Below are 13,271 nucleotides of genomic sequence, written 5' to 3'. Positions count from 1 at the left end.
CGGGCGTGGGCGCGAGGCTCACTCGCCCGCCGCGCGCTTAGCTTTACCCAAAGGACCGCGGTCGTGCGCACACCCCCGCCCCCCCCCCCCCGCCCTCTTTCGTCGGTGCGCTGCTCGTCTTGGCCGGTGCGCTGCTCGTCGGTGCGCTGTCCCCCGGTGCACTGCCCCTCGGATCAGATACGGACCTGAACGGCGCGGGCCAGCCGGTCGTGGAGTCCGCGGCCGTCGCGGTCCCAGACCAGGGCCGGGATCACCAGGCACAGCAGCACGCTGCGCACCAGCACCCGTCCGGTCCCCAGGCGCCCGCCGCCCTCGGCGACGACCTTGATGCCCAGCAGGCGCTTGCCCGGCGTACAGCCGATGGTGCCGACGGTGAGCACACTCAGTACGAGGAAGATGCCGAGCGCCCAGTTGCCCGTCGCCTGCTGGTCACCGCGAGCGAACAGCCCGTATGCGATCAGCATGCACAGGGCCCAGTCGACGAAGATCGCGCCGAAGCGCCGGCCGAGCGGCGCCATGGCGCCCGGCCCCTGCTCGGGAAGCCCGAGCCGCTTGCCCCGGTGCCCGAAGTCGGCGCCCATCTCCTCGGCGGCCGCACGCGGCCCGGAGAGCCACGATCCGATTGCTTGCCTATTGTCCACCCGACCACGGTACTGCGCCCGTCCGCGGCCCCTGCCGGGCGGGGGCCGCCACGGCCCGGGACACCGCACCGAAACCGGCCCGGAACGTGCCGGGAACCGGCCGTCGTACGGGTGACGAGGTGCCGCTCACACCCGGCTCGGTTAACTTCGGCGAAACAAATGGGTCATGCTTGAGAAATCCGGTCTGCCTATGGTCGGGTCCAGCGTGTGCCACCGCACTGGCCACACAACGAGCTGCAACCCCGTCCCTCCCGGGCCGGGAGTAGGAGGAGTTGGATGTTCCAGAACGCCGACGACGTGAAGAAGTACATCGCCGACGAAGACGTCAAGTTCATCGACGTCCGGTTCTGCGACCTGCCCGGTGTGATGCAGCACTTCACCATCCCGGCAGCGGTCTTCGACCCGACCGAGGAGCTCGCCTTCGACGGCTCCTCGATCCGCGGCTTCCAGGCCATCCACGAGTCCGACATGGCGCTGCGCGCGGACCTGTCGACCGCCCGTGTCGACCCCTTCCGCCGCGACAAGACCGTCAACATCAACTTCTTCATCCACGACCCGATCACCGGCGAGCAGTACAGCCGTGACCCGCGGAACGTGGCCAAGAAGGCCGAGGCCTACCTCGCCTCCACCGGCATCGCCGACACCGCGTACTTCGGCCCCGAGGCCGAGTTCTACGTGTTCGACAACGTCCGCTTCCAGACCTCGGCGAACGAGTCGTTCTACCACATCGACTCCGAGGCCGGCGCCTGGAACACCGGGTCGGAGGAGAACAACCGCGGCTACAAGGTCCGCTACAAGGGCGGCTACTTCCCGACCCCGCCGGTCGACCACTTCGCCGACCTGCGTGCCGAGATCTCCATGGAGCTGGACAAGAACGGCCTCCAGGTCGAGCGCCAGCACCACGAGGTCGGCACCGCCGGCCAGGCCGAGATCAACTACAAGTTCAACACGCTGCTCGCCGCGGCCGACGACCTGATGCTCTTCAAGTACATCGTGAAGAACGTCGCCTGGCGCAACGGCAAGACCGCGACCTTCATGCCGAAGCCGATCTTCGGTGACAACGGCTCGGGCATGCACGTCCACCAGTCCCTGTGGGCCGGCGGCGACCCGCTGTTCTACGACGAGCAGGGCTACGCGGGCCTCTCGGACATGGCGCGCTACTACATCGGCGGCATCCTGAAGCACGCCCCGTCGCTGCTGGCCTTCACCAACCCGACGGTGAACTCGTACCACCGTCTGGTCCCCGGCTTCGAGGCCCCGGTCAACATGGTGTACTCGCAGCGCAACCGCTCCGCCGCGATGCGCATCCCGATCACGGGTTCCAACCCGAAGGCCAAGCGCGTCGAGTTCCGCGCCCCGGACCCGTCGTCCAACCCGTACCTCGCCTTCTCGGCCCTCCTGATGGCCGGCCTGGACGGCGTCAAGAACAAGATCGAGCCGCCGGAGCCGATCGACAAGGACCTGTACGAGCTGGCTCCCGAGGAGCACGCCAACGTCCAGCAGGTCCCGACCTCCCTCCCGGCCGTGCTCGACGCCCTCGAGGCGGACCACGAGTACCTCCTGGCGGGCGGCGTCTTCACGTCCGACCTCATCGAGACGTGGATCGACTTCAAGCGCACGCACGAGATCGCCCCGATCCAGCTGCGCCCGCACCCGCACGAGTTCGAGCTGTACTTCGACCTCTAGACCGCGGGGTCAGGTGTACGACCTGAGCCGCGACATGTGAACAGGCCCCCGGGACCGGCGCTGGAATGCGCCGGTCCCGGGGGCGTTTGCGTGCCGGGCCCGCACGGCCGGGCGGGTGGCTCTCAGTGGGGCTCCTCGGTGACGCGGGAGTCGGTGAGGGTGAGTGCTCCGCCTGCCGCGACCAGGCCGACGACGACCGCCAGCACGGCGTAGGTGATCCGCTCCCCGTGGAAGAACGACGCCACCAGTGCGTCGCTCCAGGTCCCCGCGGGCAGCTGTGTGGTGACCAGCGCCGCGATCAGCGTGCCGACCACGGCGGTGCCGATGCTGCTTCCGACCTCCTGGGCGGTGTCGTTGAGCGCCGCGCCGATCGACGTGCGGTTGCTGGGCACCGCGTCGACGAGCGCGATGGCGCAGATCGTCATGACGGTGCGCAGCCCGACGGTCATCACGACCATGCAGACCGCGATGACGCCGTACCCGCGGTCGACGCCCCAGGACAGGCCCGCCAGCGATCCGGCCAGACAGGCCGCGCCGACCAGGCAGGCGATGCGGTGGCCGAACCGTGCCACGAGCCATTCGGACAGGGGGGTCGCGGCGATCATGGTCACGATGAGCGGCAGGTTCGCCAGGCCGGCCCGTACGGGGCTCCACCCGTAGGCGTACTGGAAGTGGAGGATCAGCCCGAACATCACGGCGGCCATCGCGATGGCCGTGCCGATCTGCGCGATGGCGGCGCCGCGCACGGTGCCGTTGGAGAAGAGGCGGAGATCCAGCATGGGCGATGAGCTGCGGCGCTCGTGCCACACGAACGCGATCCCCGCAGCCAGGGCGCCGATGAGCGAGGCGAGGGTGACCGCGGAGAGCCAGCCGTGCTCGACGCCGCTGGTCAGCGAGTAGCAGGCGAGGCCGATGGTGGCGACGCTCAGGGCGGCGCCCGGCAGGTCGAGCCTGTCGCGGGTCAGGTCCTGCGGCCGGTCCGCCGGGACGCCGAGACGGACGCCCATGGCCGCGATCAGGGCGATCGGGGCGTTGACGAGCAGGAGCCACTGCCACTCCACGTGCGCCAGGGCGGTGCCGCCCAGCAGCGGGCCGAGGACGAAGCCGGACATGCCGACGATGATCATCAGGGTCATCGCGCGCATCCGCAGCGCCTTGTCGTCGAACAGCCGGAAGACCAGCGAGTTGGTGATGGGGGCCATCGCCGCCGCCGCGATGCCCAGGCCGGCCCGCAGGGTGATGAGCTCACCCGCGGTGCCGACCGCGACGACACCCAGGCTCAGCAGGCCGAACACCGCCAGGCCGACCAGCAGCACACGTCGGCGCCCGAGCCGGTCGGCCATCGATCCAGCCGTCAGCAGCAGGCCGCCGAACGTCAGCGAGTACGCGCCGGTGACCCACTGGAGCGCGGTCGTGCCGCCGCCGAGGTCCCGGCCGATCGTGGGCAGTGCGATCGAGAGCAGCGTGTTGTCGACCATCTCGACGAAGAAGGCCAGGCAGAGTGCGGTCAGAGGAATCCATGCGGCGCGCAGGGACGGATAGGTGCGTGGCGCAGGGGGCGCGGTGGCGGTGGTGGTCATGGCGGGCCTCCTTTCGGAACGTCGTCGACTATCGAACGACGTTCGACCATAGAACGCGGTTCGATAAATGTGCAAGCTGTGATTGGATGGGCACCATGACAGGCCCACGATCCCGACCCGCCGACCGCCCCTCCCGAGGACGTCAGCGTGGATCGCACTCCATCGAGGCCGTTCTCACCGCGGCCGTGGCCCTGCTCGACGAAGCGGGCGCGCCGGCGCTGACCCTCCGCGCCCTCGCGGCCCGGCTCGGCACGGGCGTCGGCAGCATCTACTGGTACGTCTCGGGCAAGGACGACCTGCTCGAACGCGCCGTCGACCACGTGCTCGGCGGGGTGCTGACCGCTGTCGAAGGGCAGAACGACAGCGGTGACCCGATCGACGACCTGCGTGTGATGGCCGTCACGCTGTTCGACGCGGTCGTGGACCGGCCTTGGCTGGGTGCGCACTTCATGCGCAACATCAACGTCGAGGGCAACGCGTTGCGGCTCTACGAGGAGCTGGGGCAGCAGACGCTGCGGCTCGGCCTCACACCACGGCAGCGGTTCCACGCCGTGTCGGCGATCGTGGGCGTCGTGGTCGCCAACGCCGCCGACCTGGGACAGGAGCCGCCCCAGGAGGTGGTCGACGGCCTCGTGGGCCGCGACGAGTTCCTGGGGCGGTACGCCGAGACATGGCGTGCGCTCGACGCCGAGAAGTATCCGTTCGTGCACGACATCGTCGAAGAGTTCGACGGGCACGACGACAAGGAGCAGTTCCTGGCCGGACTGGAGCTGACCCTGGCGGGCCTCCGCCTCCAGGCCGGAACCTGAGGGCGGGGCGACCGTTCCCGTCCGCCACCGTTCCCGTCCGCCACCGAGCGGCCCGGCGGACTCGGCGGCTTCCGGGGGCTACGCGCTGTGCACGATCTGGATCAGGTTGCCGCAGGTGTCGTCCAGGACCGCGACGGTCACCGGCCCCACCTCCAGCGGCTCCTGGGTGAAGCGCACTCCGCGTTCACGCAGCCGGGCGAACTCCGCGGGGACGTCGTCCACGGCGAAGGAGGCGGCCGGGATGCCGTCCCTGACCAGAGCCGTCTTGTACGGCTTCACCGCGGGATGGCCGTCGGGCTCCAGCAGGAGTTCGGTCCCGTCGGGGTCGTCCGGTGAGACCACGGTCAGCCAGCGGTCCCGGCCCGCCGGGGCCTCGGCCTTCTTCACGAAGCCCAGTACGTCCGTGTAGAAGCGCAGTGCCTTGTCCTGGTCGTCGACGAAGACGCCGGTCAGATGGATCCTCATGTGCTGTTCTCCTGGGTCGGGGCATGGCCGTCGGTTACCGACGGCGGAGCGTACCGGCCCGGCGGACCACCGCGGACGTCCCGCGCCGTCAGTGCCGCAGCGCCGTGCCGACCTTCACCTCGACGTCCCCGTCGAGCTTGCGGTTGCTGCGAGCCGTGGCGGTCTTGGTCCCCTTCGCGGCCACGTCGTCGACCGTCACCACGACCGTGTCGAGCAGATTGCCGTTCGGGTCGTCGAAGTTGATCTGCACGCCGTAGGACTGCGTCGAGCCGGTGCTGTTCGTCACGGTGATCTTCGAGGTGACACGGCCGTCCTTGTCGGTGGCCGGGGCGCCCGCCTTGACGTCGCCGCCCGCGTTCACGCCGTCCTTGAAATCGTTCAGCTTGTCCCCGGCCGCGGCCGTCGCCGAGGCGACCACATCGGCGCCGCGGGAGGCGACGGATTCGGCCGCCGACGCCGCCTTGGACGCCGTGCTGGACGCACTGTCCCCGTCGTCCGAGCAGGCCGTCGCCGTGAACGCCATGGCCATCGCCACCAGCACCGCGCCCGCGCCCCGTACGCCTCGCCTCGTCATCGTGCCTCCCAGCACTCGTCCGTCGCCCCAAGTCAAGGCGGCGGCAGGCGAAGGCGCACGCGCTGTAGGCCGGACGGATGAGCAGGCGGGGCATTGGGGTCGCGGACCCGGGACGGACGGCCGAGGCTGGGGGCATGAGTGAGCAGACCGCCCCCGGCGCACCGGTCCCGCCGCCCCCGCGGCGGCGCCGGCTGTGGCCGTGGGTGCTGTTGATGGTCCTCGTGCTGCTCGCCCTCCGCTTCGGCGCCGTCTCCGCGGTACTGGCCCGCGAGGTCTCGGCGGAGAGCTCGCGGACCGTGCACATCCGGTACGAGGTCACCGGCACCGCCGAGGACGTGGTGCTCACCTACAGCACCTGGCGGGGCGAGGCCCTGTCGACCGGGCGGCTGACCCTGCGGACCCTGCCGTGGGCCGGGGAGCTGGACTCCAAGGGGTTCATGAGCAACGGCTCGTTCACCGCCGGCCTCGGGAAGTCGGGCGGTGAGGTGGCCTGTTCGGTGTCGGTGGACGACGGTGCCCGCCGCACCGCCAGGGCCTCCGGCCCCTTCGCCACCGCGACGTGCAGCGGGTTCTGAGACGCGACCGCGCCCCCGGGTCGTCCGGGGGCGCGGTCCTCGGCGGGTGCGGTGGGAGTCAGCGGCCGTAGCGGATCAGCGCGCGGACCATGCGGCAGGTGGTGTCGGACGGCGGGTGGACGGCGAGGCGCTCGGCGGTCGTACGTATCCGGGCGTTGCTCGCACTCGACGGGTGGTAGACGCCTGTGTCGAGCAGGGCGATCGCCAGGCGCATCGCCTTCAGCCGGCGATTGTGGGAGACGTACCACTCACGGGGCCGTCCGGCGGGGAGCGGCTTCTTCTTCAGGGGTGTGTGGAGCGGCTTGGTCGTCACTGCGGCTACGGCCATCGGCAACCTCCTGGCACGGTGGTGGAACCCTCACGAACTACCCCTATTTTACTGCCCCCCACTGACAATCGCCCCTGGCCAGAGGGGTTTTCGCAGGTCCATCGCGTACCTTTGGCACCATGGAGATCTGGATCAATCCCGCCTGCTCGAAGTGCCGCAGCGCGGTGCAGCTGCTCGACGCGGAGGGTGCCGACTACACCGTCCGCCGCTACCTGGAGGACGTGCCGTCGCCGGACGAGATCCGGGCCGTGCTCGACCGGCTGGGGCTTGAGCCGTGGGACATCACGCGGACCCAGGAGGCGGAAGCGAAGGAGCTGGGGCTCAAGGAGTGGCCGCGCGAGGCGGATGCGCGGGAGCGGTGGATCACCGCCCTCGCCGAGCACCCGGGACTCATCCAGCGGCCGATCATCACCGCGCAGGACGGCACAGCCGTGGTCGCGCGCACGGACGAGGCGGTCCGGGACGCGCTGGGGCGCTGAACGGAGGCCCTGCGCGCCGGGCGTGACCGACCGCCCCGGCGCGCGCCGTGACCTACTCCCCCGACTGCTCCCCCGCCTGCGCCTCGGCGTCCGCGAGCAGTTCCGTCAGGCGGAGCCCGAACCGTACGTCACAGGGGTGCGCCACCCCCGTACGCACCGATTCGATCAGTGCGTCCAACGCTGCGCCGAACGCCCCGACGGCGCCGTCCCACCGGGGCAGGCCGACGATGCCGTGCTCGCCCCTGAGCTCGATGCCCACCCCGGCCGCGGCCACCGGCGCCGCCAGCGTGAGCGTCACCGTGCTGGAGGCGCCGGAGGTGTGGCGCAGGACGAGATGGTGGGTGCCTGCGGGGCCGCGGGCCGCGGTCAGGGCGGTGACGTCGCCGAGCACCGGGATGAGGACCGACAGCGCGTGCGGGCCGACGTCCCACAGGCCGCCCTTCTCCAGGCGCCAGGGCGACGCGGCGTACTCGCTGTCGGCGCCGGGTGCCCACAGGGCTCCGATCCACTCGGCGTGAGCGGTGAACCAGCCACCCGCCGCGCCCTGTTCGGCGATCCAGTCCGCGGTCTCCGGGGCGAACCGCAGGGTGCAGAAGACGATCGAGGCGACCCGGGCCTGCTCGGCGGCCTCGGCCACCTCACGGGCCCCCTCGACGGTGGTGGCCACCGGCTTGTCCATCAGGAGATGGCAGCCGGCCGCCGCGGCGCGCGCGGCCAGCGGGGCCTGGACGTCCGGCGGCAGGGCGAACGCCACGGCGTCGCTCGCACCGAAGAGTTCGTCGAGCCCCGCGTCCCCGGTGTACGCCGTGGCGCCGTGCGCGGCGGCCAGCTCCTCGGCGGCCTCGGCACGGCGGCCCCACACCCCGCTCAGCACGGCGCCGGGGTGGGCGGCGAGGGCGGGGGCCTGGGTGTTGCGGGCCCAGGGGCCCGTACCGACCAGGCCGATACGCAGGGGGGTCGTGGGTGTCGTCATGGGACCAGTGTGCCGGGTGCGCCGCCACGGCCGTTCGAATCCGGTGGCGGGGCGAGCGGGGAGGTCGTTATGTTGGCGGGGCCGGCCGCGGGACTCCGGGGCGACTTCCGGGACTTGCCTCTGAAGCAAACATTTCGCTGTTCGCCCCCTCATTCCCCGGCCGGCTTCCGCCTGTGCGTACCGCCTGGCGGAACACCACGGGGGATTCATCATGCCGACCGAGACCTTTGCCGATCTTGTCGCCGCCGAGGACGTGCTCCTGTTCGTCAACGCGGCGGTCACCGCGACCGGCCAGCGCGAGTTCCGCTCGGAGGCGTACCGGCAGCAGCTCTCGCTGGACTTCCTGCACGAGTACGTACGGGTCAACTACCGCCGGGTGTATGCCGCTTCACTCGCCCTGGACATCAACGACCACAACGCCGTGCGCATCGTGCAGGGTCTGCTGGAGTACGCCGCCGAAGCATCGCAGGAGGAGAAGCGCACCGAGGGCCGGCTGATCGCGGCCCGGCTGGCGAAGCTGCCGCCTCAGCGGGTCTACCGCCTCTTCCGGGGGCTGCGCGCGGCCAAGGTCAACAACCGCCGCACCCGCGCGATCATGCGCGACTGGCTGGCCGGGCGGCCGGATCCGGCACACGACGCCGTGAAGTACCGCGCAGGGCTGAAGACCGCGGTCCGCCATGCCCATCTCCGGCTCGACGCCGAGGGACAGCCGGGCGGCGAGCCGGGCGCGGCGCCGGGCGGCGAGCTGGGGGCCTTCCTCTTCCGGCCGGGGAAGCTGCCGCGCTACCGGCACGGGCTGCTCGACGCCTGGCGCCGCGCCCACTACGAGCAGGGCGCCGTCGGCGAGCTGCCGTTCACCGTCGCCGAGGGCTTCGCCGCCCGGCACGGCATGAAGCGTGAGGCGTTCCTGGAACGGATGGTGCCCCGGATGACGCGGCTGGAGCGGCTGCGCACCCAGGGACAGCGCGGCAAGGCCTCCCCCGAGGGGCTTCCGGCGGGCGTCGATCCGACCGTGATGCCGCTGACCCGCCTCGCGCTGTACGTCCTGGCGTTCGACGCGCCCGCGCGCCGGCGGCATCGCGCGGAGCTGACCCTCGCCCTGCGCACCGCCGCCCGCCGCGCGGCGGGCCCGCACGCCGGGAGCTGGGGACGGGTCGCCGCCGTGCTGGACGACAGCTACTCCTCGTCGGGCTCGGGCGAGAAGCGGCGCCGTCCGCTCGCCGTGGCGCTGGCCTGTCACTTCCTGCTGGAGGCGCTCGCCGCGCCCGGCGCGTACACCCCGCTGTGGACCAGCGGGGTGCGGGATCCCCTGCTGGTCAGGCCATGGGGCCCGACTCCGCTCGGTCTGCGCGTCCTGGACGCTCTGGAGCACGGGCCGGACCGGCTGGTCATCGTCTCGGACGGCTGGGACAACGCCCCGCCGGGGCTCGCGGGCGAGGTGTTGCGCGTGTGGCGGACCAGGATCGATCCGGATCGGAGCACCGCCGTGGTGCATGTGAACCCTGTATACGACGCGGACGGTTTCGACGTCCGGCGGCTGTCGCCGGGCGTGCCGACGGCCGGGATCCGGGACGCGGAGGACCTTCCGGCGCTGGTGGAGATCGCGCACTTCTCCGAGGGCCGCACCGGCCCCGCCGAGCTGTACGCGTACCTGGACCGGCAGGTCACCCGGTTCGTGAACGACGACCCGTCGGGAGGACCGCTGTGAACAGGCTGGAACTGACCGGGCTCACCGCCCGTCCGGCGCAGGTGTGGGGCGGCGTCCGGCTCGTACCGCTGGTTCGCGAGCAGCCCGTCGAGGGGCTCCGGCTGCACCGGGAGGTGTACTCGGGGTACGGGACCGGTGTGGTGGAGGTGGGTCCACGTACGCACTACACCTCGTACATCCCGCACGGGTTCGTCGCGGACTGGTCGGGTGACGGCGCGAACACCGCCGCGTACGGGACGCAGCTCGCAGCTCAGGACGGGAACGGCTCCCCGAGCACCCCGCCCAGGACGCTCACGCTGCCGCGCCACCGTCACCACCGCCTGGCCAAGCGGCAGCCCGGGAACCGGCTGCGCTTCCTGCCGCTGCATCTCGCGATGGAGGGCTATCTGGCGCTGCACTTCGGCGGGCCCTCGACCGCCTGGGAGGAGTGGTCGCGCCAGGCGCTGCGGGACGGGCTGTCGCCGCGCGCCGAGGACGCGTACCTGGGGTGGTCGGTGCGAGGGCTGGGCGACGCGCTGCGGGCGTTCGAGATCCATCCCGGTCAGTGCGGGGTGATGATGTATACGGCCGACGCGCTCGCCGCCGCCTTCGTCGTCCCGCATCCCGACGACTACCGGCTCCTGCACCCGACGCTCGTCCAGGACCTGTACGGGGAGCTGGTCCATCAGTACGCGATGTACGGCGCGCCCGTCGCCGGGTTCGGGGCCCGGATCGCGGACGGCCCCCATGTCCGGACGCTCGCCGATCTGCGGGCCGCCGCGCGGGGGCAGGAGCGGGAGTGGGGCGAGACGCACGACACGCTCTTCGCACGGGAGCTGCTGGACACCTCGTACGCCTTCGACCGGGTGTACCGGATGGGGTCGTTCACGCTGTGGCGGTTCCTGCCGCCATTCCTGCGCAACCGGGACGGACAGCACATCGGCGAGACGGTCACCGACCACAAGGGACGGGTCGCCTACCTGAAGACGTTCCGGCTGTCCGAGGCACAGGTCCGGCGCGGGCACCTGCTGCAACGGCTCGCCGACGCGGACTGGCTGCTCCCGCGGGCGGCGGCGGCCCTCGGCACCACCCCGGAGGAGCTGGTGCGGCGGATCCGTGCCGCAGGCTTCGAGTCGCTGCTCCGGGACCGCGGCAGCCGGTAGGCGGCACCCCACGACAGGCCCGTCCTACGCAGGAAACCTCGGTAACACGGGGTTCACACGAGGGCAACGGTCGGGAAATCGCGCCTTGCGAAGCTGCGCTGCATAGACCGCAGCACCCGCAAAGGATGGGCTTCCGTGACGTTCAAGGCTGAGTACATCTGGATCGACGGCACCGAGCCGACCGCAAAGCTCCGTTCCAAGACCAAGATCATGCCCGGTACCCCGTCGTCCGACGTGGCCGAGCTGCCCATCTGGGGCTTCGACGGGTCGAGCACCAACCAGGCCGAGGGTCACGCCTCCGACCGGGTGCTGAAGCCGGTCTTCACGTGCCCGGACCCGATCCGTGGCGGTGACGACGTCCTGGTCCTGTGCGAGGTCTTCAACATCGACATGACCCCGCACGAGTCCAACACGCGTGCCGGACTGCGCCCGATCGCCGAGCAGTTCGCGGGCCAGGAGCCGATCTTCGGCATCGAGCAGGAGTACACCTTCTTCGACGGCCACCGCCCGCTCGGCTTCCCCGTGGGCGGCTTCCCGGCCGCCCAGGGCGGCTACTACTGCGGCGTCGGCGCGGACGAGATCTTCGGCCGCGAGATCGTCGAGAAGCACCTCGACAACTGTCTGAAGGCGGGCCTCGCCATCTCCGGCATCAACGCCGAGGTCATGCCCGGCCAGTGGGAGTTCCAGGTCGGTCCGGTCTCCCCGCTGGAGGTCTCCGACCAGCTGTGGATCGCCCGCTGGCTGCTCTACCGCACCGCCGAGGACTTCAACGTCTCCGCGACCCTCGACCCGAAGCCGGTCAAGGGCGACTGGAACGGCGCGGGCGCGCACACCAACTTCTCCACCAAGGCGATGCGCGAGGGTTACGACGCGATCATCACCGCGTGCGAGTCGCTGGGCGAGGGCTCGAAGCCGATGGACCACGTCAAGAACTACGGCGCGGGCATCGACGACCGTCTGACGGGCCTGCACGAGACCGCCCCGTGGAACGAGTACAGCTACGGCGTCTCCAACCGCGGCGCCTCGGTCCGTATCCCGTGGCAGGTCGAGCAGGACCGGAAGGGCTACATCGAGGACCGCCGCCCGAACGCCAACGTCGACCCGTACGTCGTCACGCGGCTGATCACCGACACCTGCTGCGCCGCGCTGGAGAAGGCCGACCAGGTCTGATCCCGCGGAATCCGCACGTCCGAGGGGCGCCCGCCGCACAGTCGGTGGGCGCCCTTCGGCGTGCCCGGGACGGTGAGAGCCCCCAACCGGTGCGAGTGACCGGCGGGTTGCGGGACGCGAGTGAGGAACGTAACGCAAAAGGTCCGTATCGACGGGTGAGAGAGGCCTGCTCCCCCGGCCCGTTCTCTGGTTCAATGGGGGCATGGCCAGCATCCAGCACACTTCGACAGGTCGCAGCGACCTCGAGCCGTTCTGGCCTTCTCGTCAGCATCACGACTTCGACCGGGTGTGTTGCCGCGCGTTGAACGCGCAGGCCCTCTAACACCGCTCACCCCGGTCTTCGGTCCGCGCGCACGAAGCAAGTCCGTCCACAGACGACTCCCTCGCGCGAAAGAGCTGACCCTCATGGCGAACACTCGTACCTTCTCCGCCGCAGTCGCTGCCACCGCAGCGCCGTCGACGACCGCTGCGACCGCCCGTCCCCACTCCCCCAACCGGCCCCGTCTGCGAGCCGTGGATCCGGACGAGGTCGTCCGGCCTGCCGACGTCTCCGCGTTCCTGACTCCGGGCGCGACCTGGCTGCCCGCACCCCAGCACACCCTGCCGGCGCTGCCGGGCCGGCCGCCGATGGTCGGATATCTGGTACTCATCCCCGCCGACCAGCAGCCGGCCATCGCGGCCGCGGCCGCCCAGTACGTGGTGCCCGAGGTGCTGGAGGACGAGGGGGCCGGGGCCGTGCGGATCGACTCCGTCCAGCGCACCGCCGCGGTGAACGGGGAGACGCTCGACCTCACCTACCTGGAGTTCGAACTCCTCGCCCATCTGGTGGCGTACCCCCACCGGGTGCACACCCGCGACCAGTTGGTGACCACGGTCTGGGGTTACGGGCACGTGGGCGACGGCCGCACCGTCGACGTCCACATCGCCCGGCTGCGCCGCAAGCTGGGCGCCAAGCACCGCCGGTCGATCCAGACGGTGCGGCGCGTCGGTTACAAGTACGCGCCCTGACCGCACACAGGGTCTCTCGTCTGCACGGGACCCCGCGAGCCCGGCATGATCCAGCGGACGAACGGGGTGGGGGGCCGGGGGGGTGGGAGAGCCCCACAGGGGCCCCCCCCCGAGCCGGCGCCCGGCCTGAGAA

At 71.2% G+C, this 13,271-nt stretch carries 14 protein-coding genes; 8 read left to right on the top strand and 6 right to left on the bottom strand.

All coding sequences use genetic code 11. The features are described 5' to 3' along the window. Positions 1-173: 173 nt before the first annotated feature. Positions 174-641: an RDD family protein gene (locus ABT025_RS37805; RefSeq protein WP_351003229.1), complete on the bottom strand. Its 468-nt coding sequence runs from the start codon at positions 639-641 to the stop codon at positions 174-176. Positions 642-917: 276 nt separating this feature from the next. Here ABT025_RS37805 and glnA point away from each other — a divergent pair, with 276 nt between their 5' ends. Continuing rightward, positions 918-2,327, top strand: coding sequence for a type I glutamate--ammonia ligase (glnA, locus tag ABT025_RS37800; protein WP_351003228.1), 1,410 nt, complete (start codon positions 918-920; stop codon positions 2,325-2,327). Between the two features lie 122 nt (positions 2,328-2,449). Here glnA and ABT025_RS37795 read toward each other — a convergent pair whose 3' ends face one another. Beyond that, positions 2,450-3,907, bottom strand: a complete 1,458-nt coding sequence (locus ABT025_RS37795) for an MFS transporter (RefSeq protein ID WP_351003227.1) — start codon at positions 3,905-3,907, stop codon at positions 2,450-2,452. Between the two features lie 161 nt (positions 3,908-4,068). Here ABT025_RS37795 and ABT025_RS37790 point away from each other — a divergent pair, with 161 nt between their 5' ends. After that, on the top strand, positions 4,069-4,716 hold the full coding sequence (locus ABT025_RS37790) for a TetR/AcrR family transcriptional regulator (RefSeq protein ID WP_351003231.1): 648 nt from the start codon (positions 4,069-4,071) through the stop codon (positions 4,714-4,716). Positions 4,717-4,794: 78 nt separating this feature from the next. On the opposite strand, the gene ABT025_RS37785 is transcribed toward ABT025_RS37790, so the two are convergent. Continuing rightward, the gene (locus tag ABT025_RS37785; RefSeq protein ID WP_351003225.1) at positions 4,795-5,181 is read right to left on the bottom strand and encodes a VOC family protein; all 387 of its coding nucleotides are present in this window, start codon (positions 5,179-5,181) and stop codon (positions 4,795-4,797) included. Between the two features lie 88 nt (positions 5,182-5,269). Next, on the bottom strand, positions 5,270-5,755 hold the full coding sequence (locus ABT025_RS37780; RefSeq protein ID WP_351003223.1) for a hypothetical protein: 486 nt from the start codon (positions 5,753-5,755) through the stop codon (positions 5,270-5,272). A 134-nt stretch (positions 5,756-5,889) separates the two neighbouring features. Between ABT025_RS37780 and ABT025_RS37775 the strand changes: the two genes are divergently transcribed. Next, the gene (locus ABT025_RS37775) at positions 5,890-6,330 is read left to right on the top strand and encodes a hypothetical protein (RefSeq protein WP_351003221.1); all 441 of its coding nucleotides are present in this window, start codon (positions 5,890-5,892) and stop codon (positions 6,328-6,330) included. A 58-nt stretch (positions 6,331-6,388) separates the two neighbouring features. Here ABT025_RS37775 and ABT025_RS37770 read toward each other — a convergent pair whose 3' ends face one another. Next, complete coding sequence (locus ABT025_RS37770) at positions 6,389-6,658, bottom strand: hypothetical protein (RefSeq protein ID WP_351003219.1); 270 nt, start codon at positions 6,656-6,658, stop codon at positions 6,389-6,391. Between the two features lie 119 nt (positions 6,659-6,777). Here ABT025_RS37770 and ABT025_RS37765 point away from each other — a divergent pair, with 119 nt between their 5' ends. Beyond that, complete coding sequence (locus ABT025_RS37765; RefSeq protein ID WP_351003218.1) at positions 6,778-7,137, top strand: arsenate reductase family protein; 360 nt, start codon at positions 6,778-6,780, stop codon at positions 7,135-7,137. A gap of 52 nt (positions 7,138-7,189) precedes the next feature. Here ABT025_RS37765 and ABT025_RS37760 read toward each other — a convergent pair whose 3' ends face one another. Beyond that, a complete protein-coding gene (locus tag ABT025_RS37760) occupies positions 7,190-8,110 on the bottom strand; it encodes a Gfo/Idh/MocA family protein (protein ID WP_351003216.1) in 921 nt (306 codons plus the stop codon). Positions 8,111-8,321: 211 nt separating this feature from the next. Between ABT025_RS37760 and ABT025_RS37755 the strand changes: the two genes are divergently transcribed. The 4 genes from ABT025_RS37755 (at position 8,322) to ABT025_RS37740 (ending at position 13,138) form a co-directional block, all read left to right on the top strand. Then, on the top strand, positions 8,322-9,818 hold the full coding sequence (locus ABT025_RS37755; RefSeq protein WP_351003214.1) for a hypothetical protein: 1,497 nt from the start codon (positions 8,322-8,324) through the stop codon (positions 9,816-9,818). Continuing rightward, positions 9,815-10,960: an ARPP-2 domain-containing protein gene (locus ABT025_RS37750; RefSeq protein WP_351003213.1), complete on the top strand. Its 1,146-nt coding sequence runs from the start codon at positions 9,815-9,817 to the stop codon at positions 10,958-10,960. The genes ABT025_RS37755 and ABT025_RS37750 overlap by 4 nt, the downstream gene beginning before the upstream one ends. A gap of 135 nt (positions 10,961-11,095) precedes the next feature. Then, entirely contained in the window at positions 11,096-12,130 is a 1,035-nt protein-coding gene (gene glnII / locus ABT025_RS37745) for a glutamine synthetase (protein WP_351003212.1), read from the top strand. 405 nt (positions 12,131-12,535) lie between these two features. Next, positions 12,536-13,138 carry a winged helix-turn-helix domain-containing protein gene (locus tag ABT025_RS37740; RefSeq protein ID WP_351003210.1) on the top strand — a complete coding sequence of 201 codons (603 nt, stop codon included), beginning with the start codon at positions 12,536-12,538 and terminating at the stop codon, positions 13,136-13,138. The last annotated feature ends 133 nt before the right edge of the window (positions 13,139-13,271 follow it).

The sequence above is a fragment of the Streptomyces sp. NPDC002809 genome, from assembly GCF_040295435.1.
Lineage (GTDB): Bacteria > Actinomycetota > Actinomycetes > Streptomycetales > Streptomycetaceae > Streptomyces.
Note: the sequence above shows the minus strand (reverse complement) of the source record. Positions and strands in the feature narration are given on the sequence as shown.

Coding starts and splice junctions, on each gene's coding strand:
- glnA (WP_351003228.1), top strand. CDS start 918: ATGTTCCAGAACGCCGACGACGTGAAGAAGTACATCGCCGACGAAGAC.
- ABT025_RS37795 (WP_351003227.1), bottom strand. CDS start 3,907: ATGACCACCACCGCCACCGCGCCCCCTGCGCCACGCACCTATCCGTCC.
- ABT025_RS37785 (WP_351003225.1), bottom strand. CDS start 5,181: ATGAGGATCCATCTGACCGGCGTCTTCGTCGACGACCAGGACAAGGCA.
- ABT025_RS37780 (WP_351003223.1), bottom strand. CDS start 5,755: ATGACGAGGCGAGGCGTACGGGGCGCGGGCGCGGTGCTGGTGGCGATG.
- ABT025_RS37775 (WP_351003221.1), top strand. CDS start 5,890: ATGAGTGAGCAGACCGCCCCCGGCGCACCGGTCCCGCCGCCCCCGCGG.
- ABT025_RS37770 (WP_351003219.1), bottom strand. CDS start 6,658: ATGGCCGTAGCCGCAGTGACGACCAAGCCGCTCCACACACCCCTGAAG.
- ABT025_RS37765 (WP_351003218.1), top strand. CDS start 6,778: ATGGAGATCTGGATCAATCCCGCCTGCTCGAAGTGCCGCAGCGCGGTG.
- ABT025_RS37760 (WP_351003216.1), bottom strand. CDS start 8,110: ATGACGACACCCACGACCCCCCTGCGTATCGGCCTGGTCGGTACGGGC.
- ABT025_RS37755 (WP_351003214.1), top strand. CDS start 8,322: ATGCCGACCGAGACCTTTGCCGATCTTGTCGCCGCCGAGGACGTGCTC.
- ABT025_RS37740 (WP_351003210.1), top strand. CDS start 12,536: ATGGCGAACACTCGTACCTTCTCCGCCGCAGTCGCTGCCACCGCAGCG.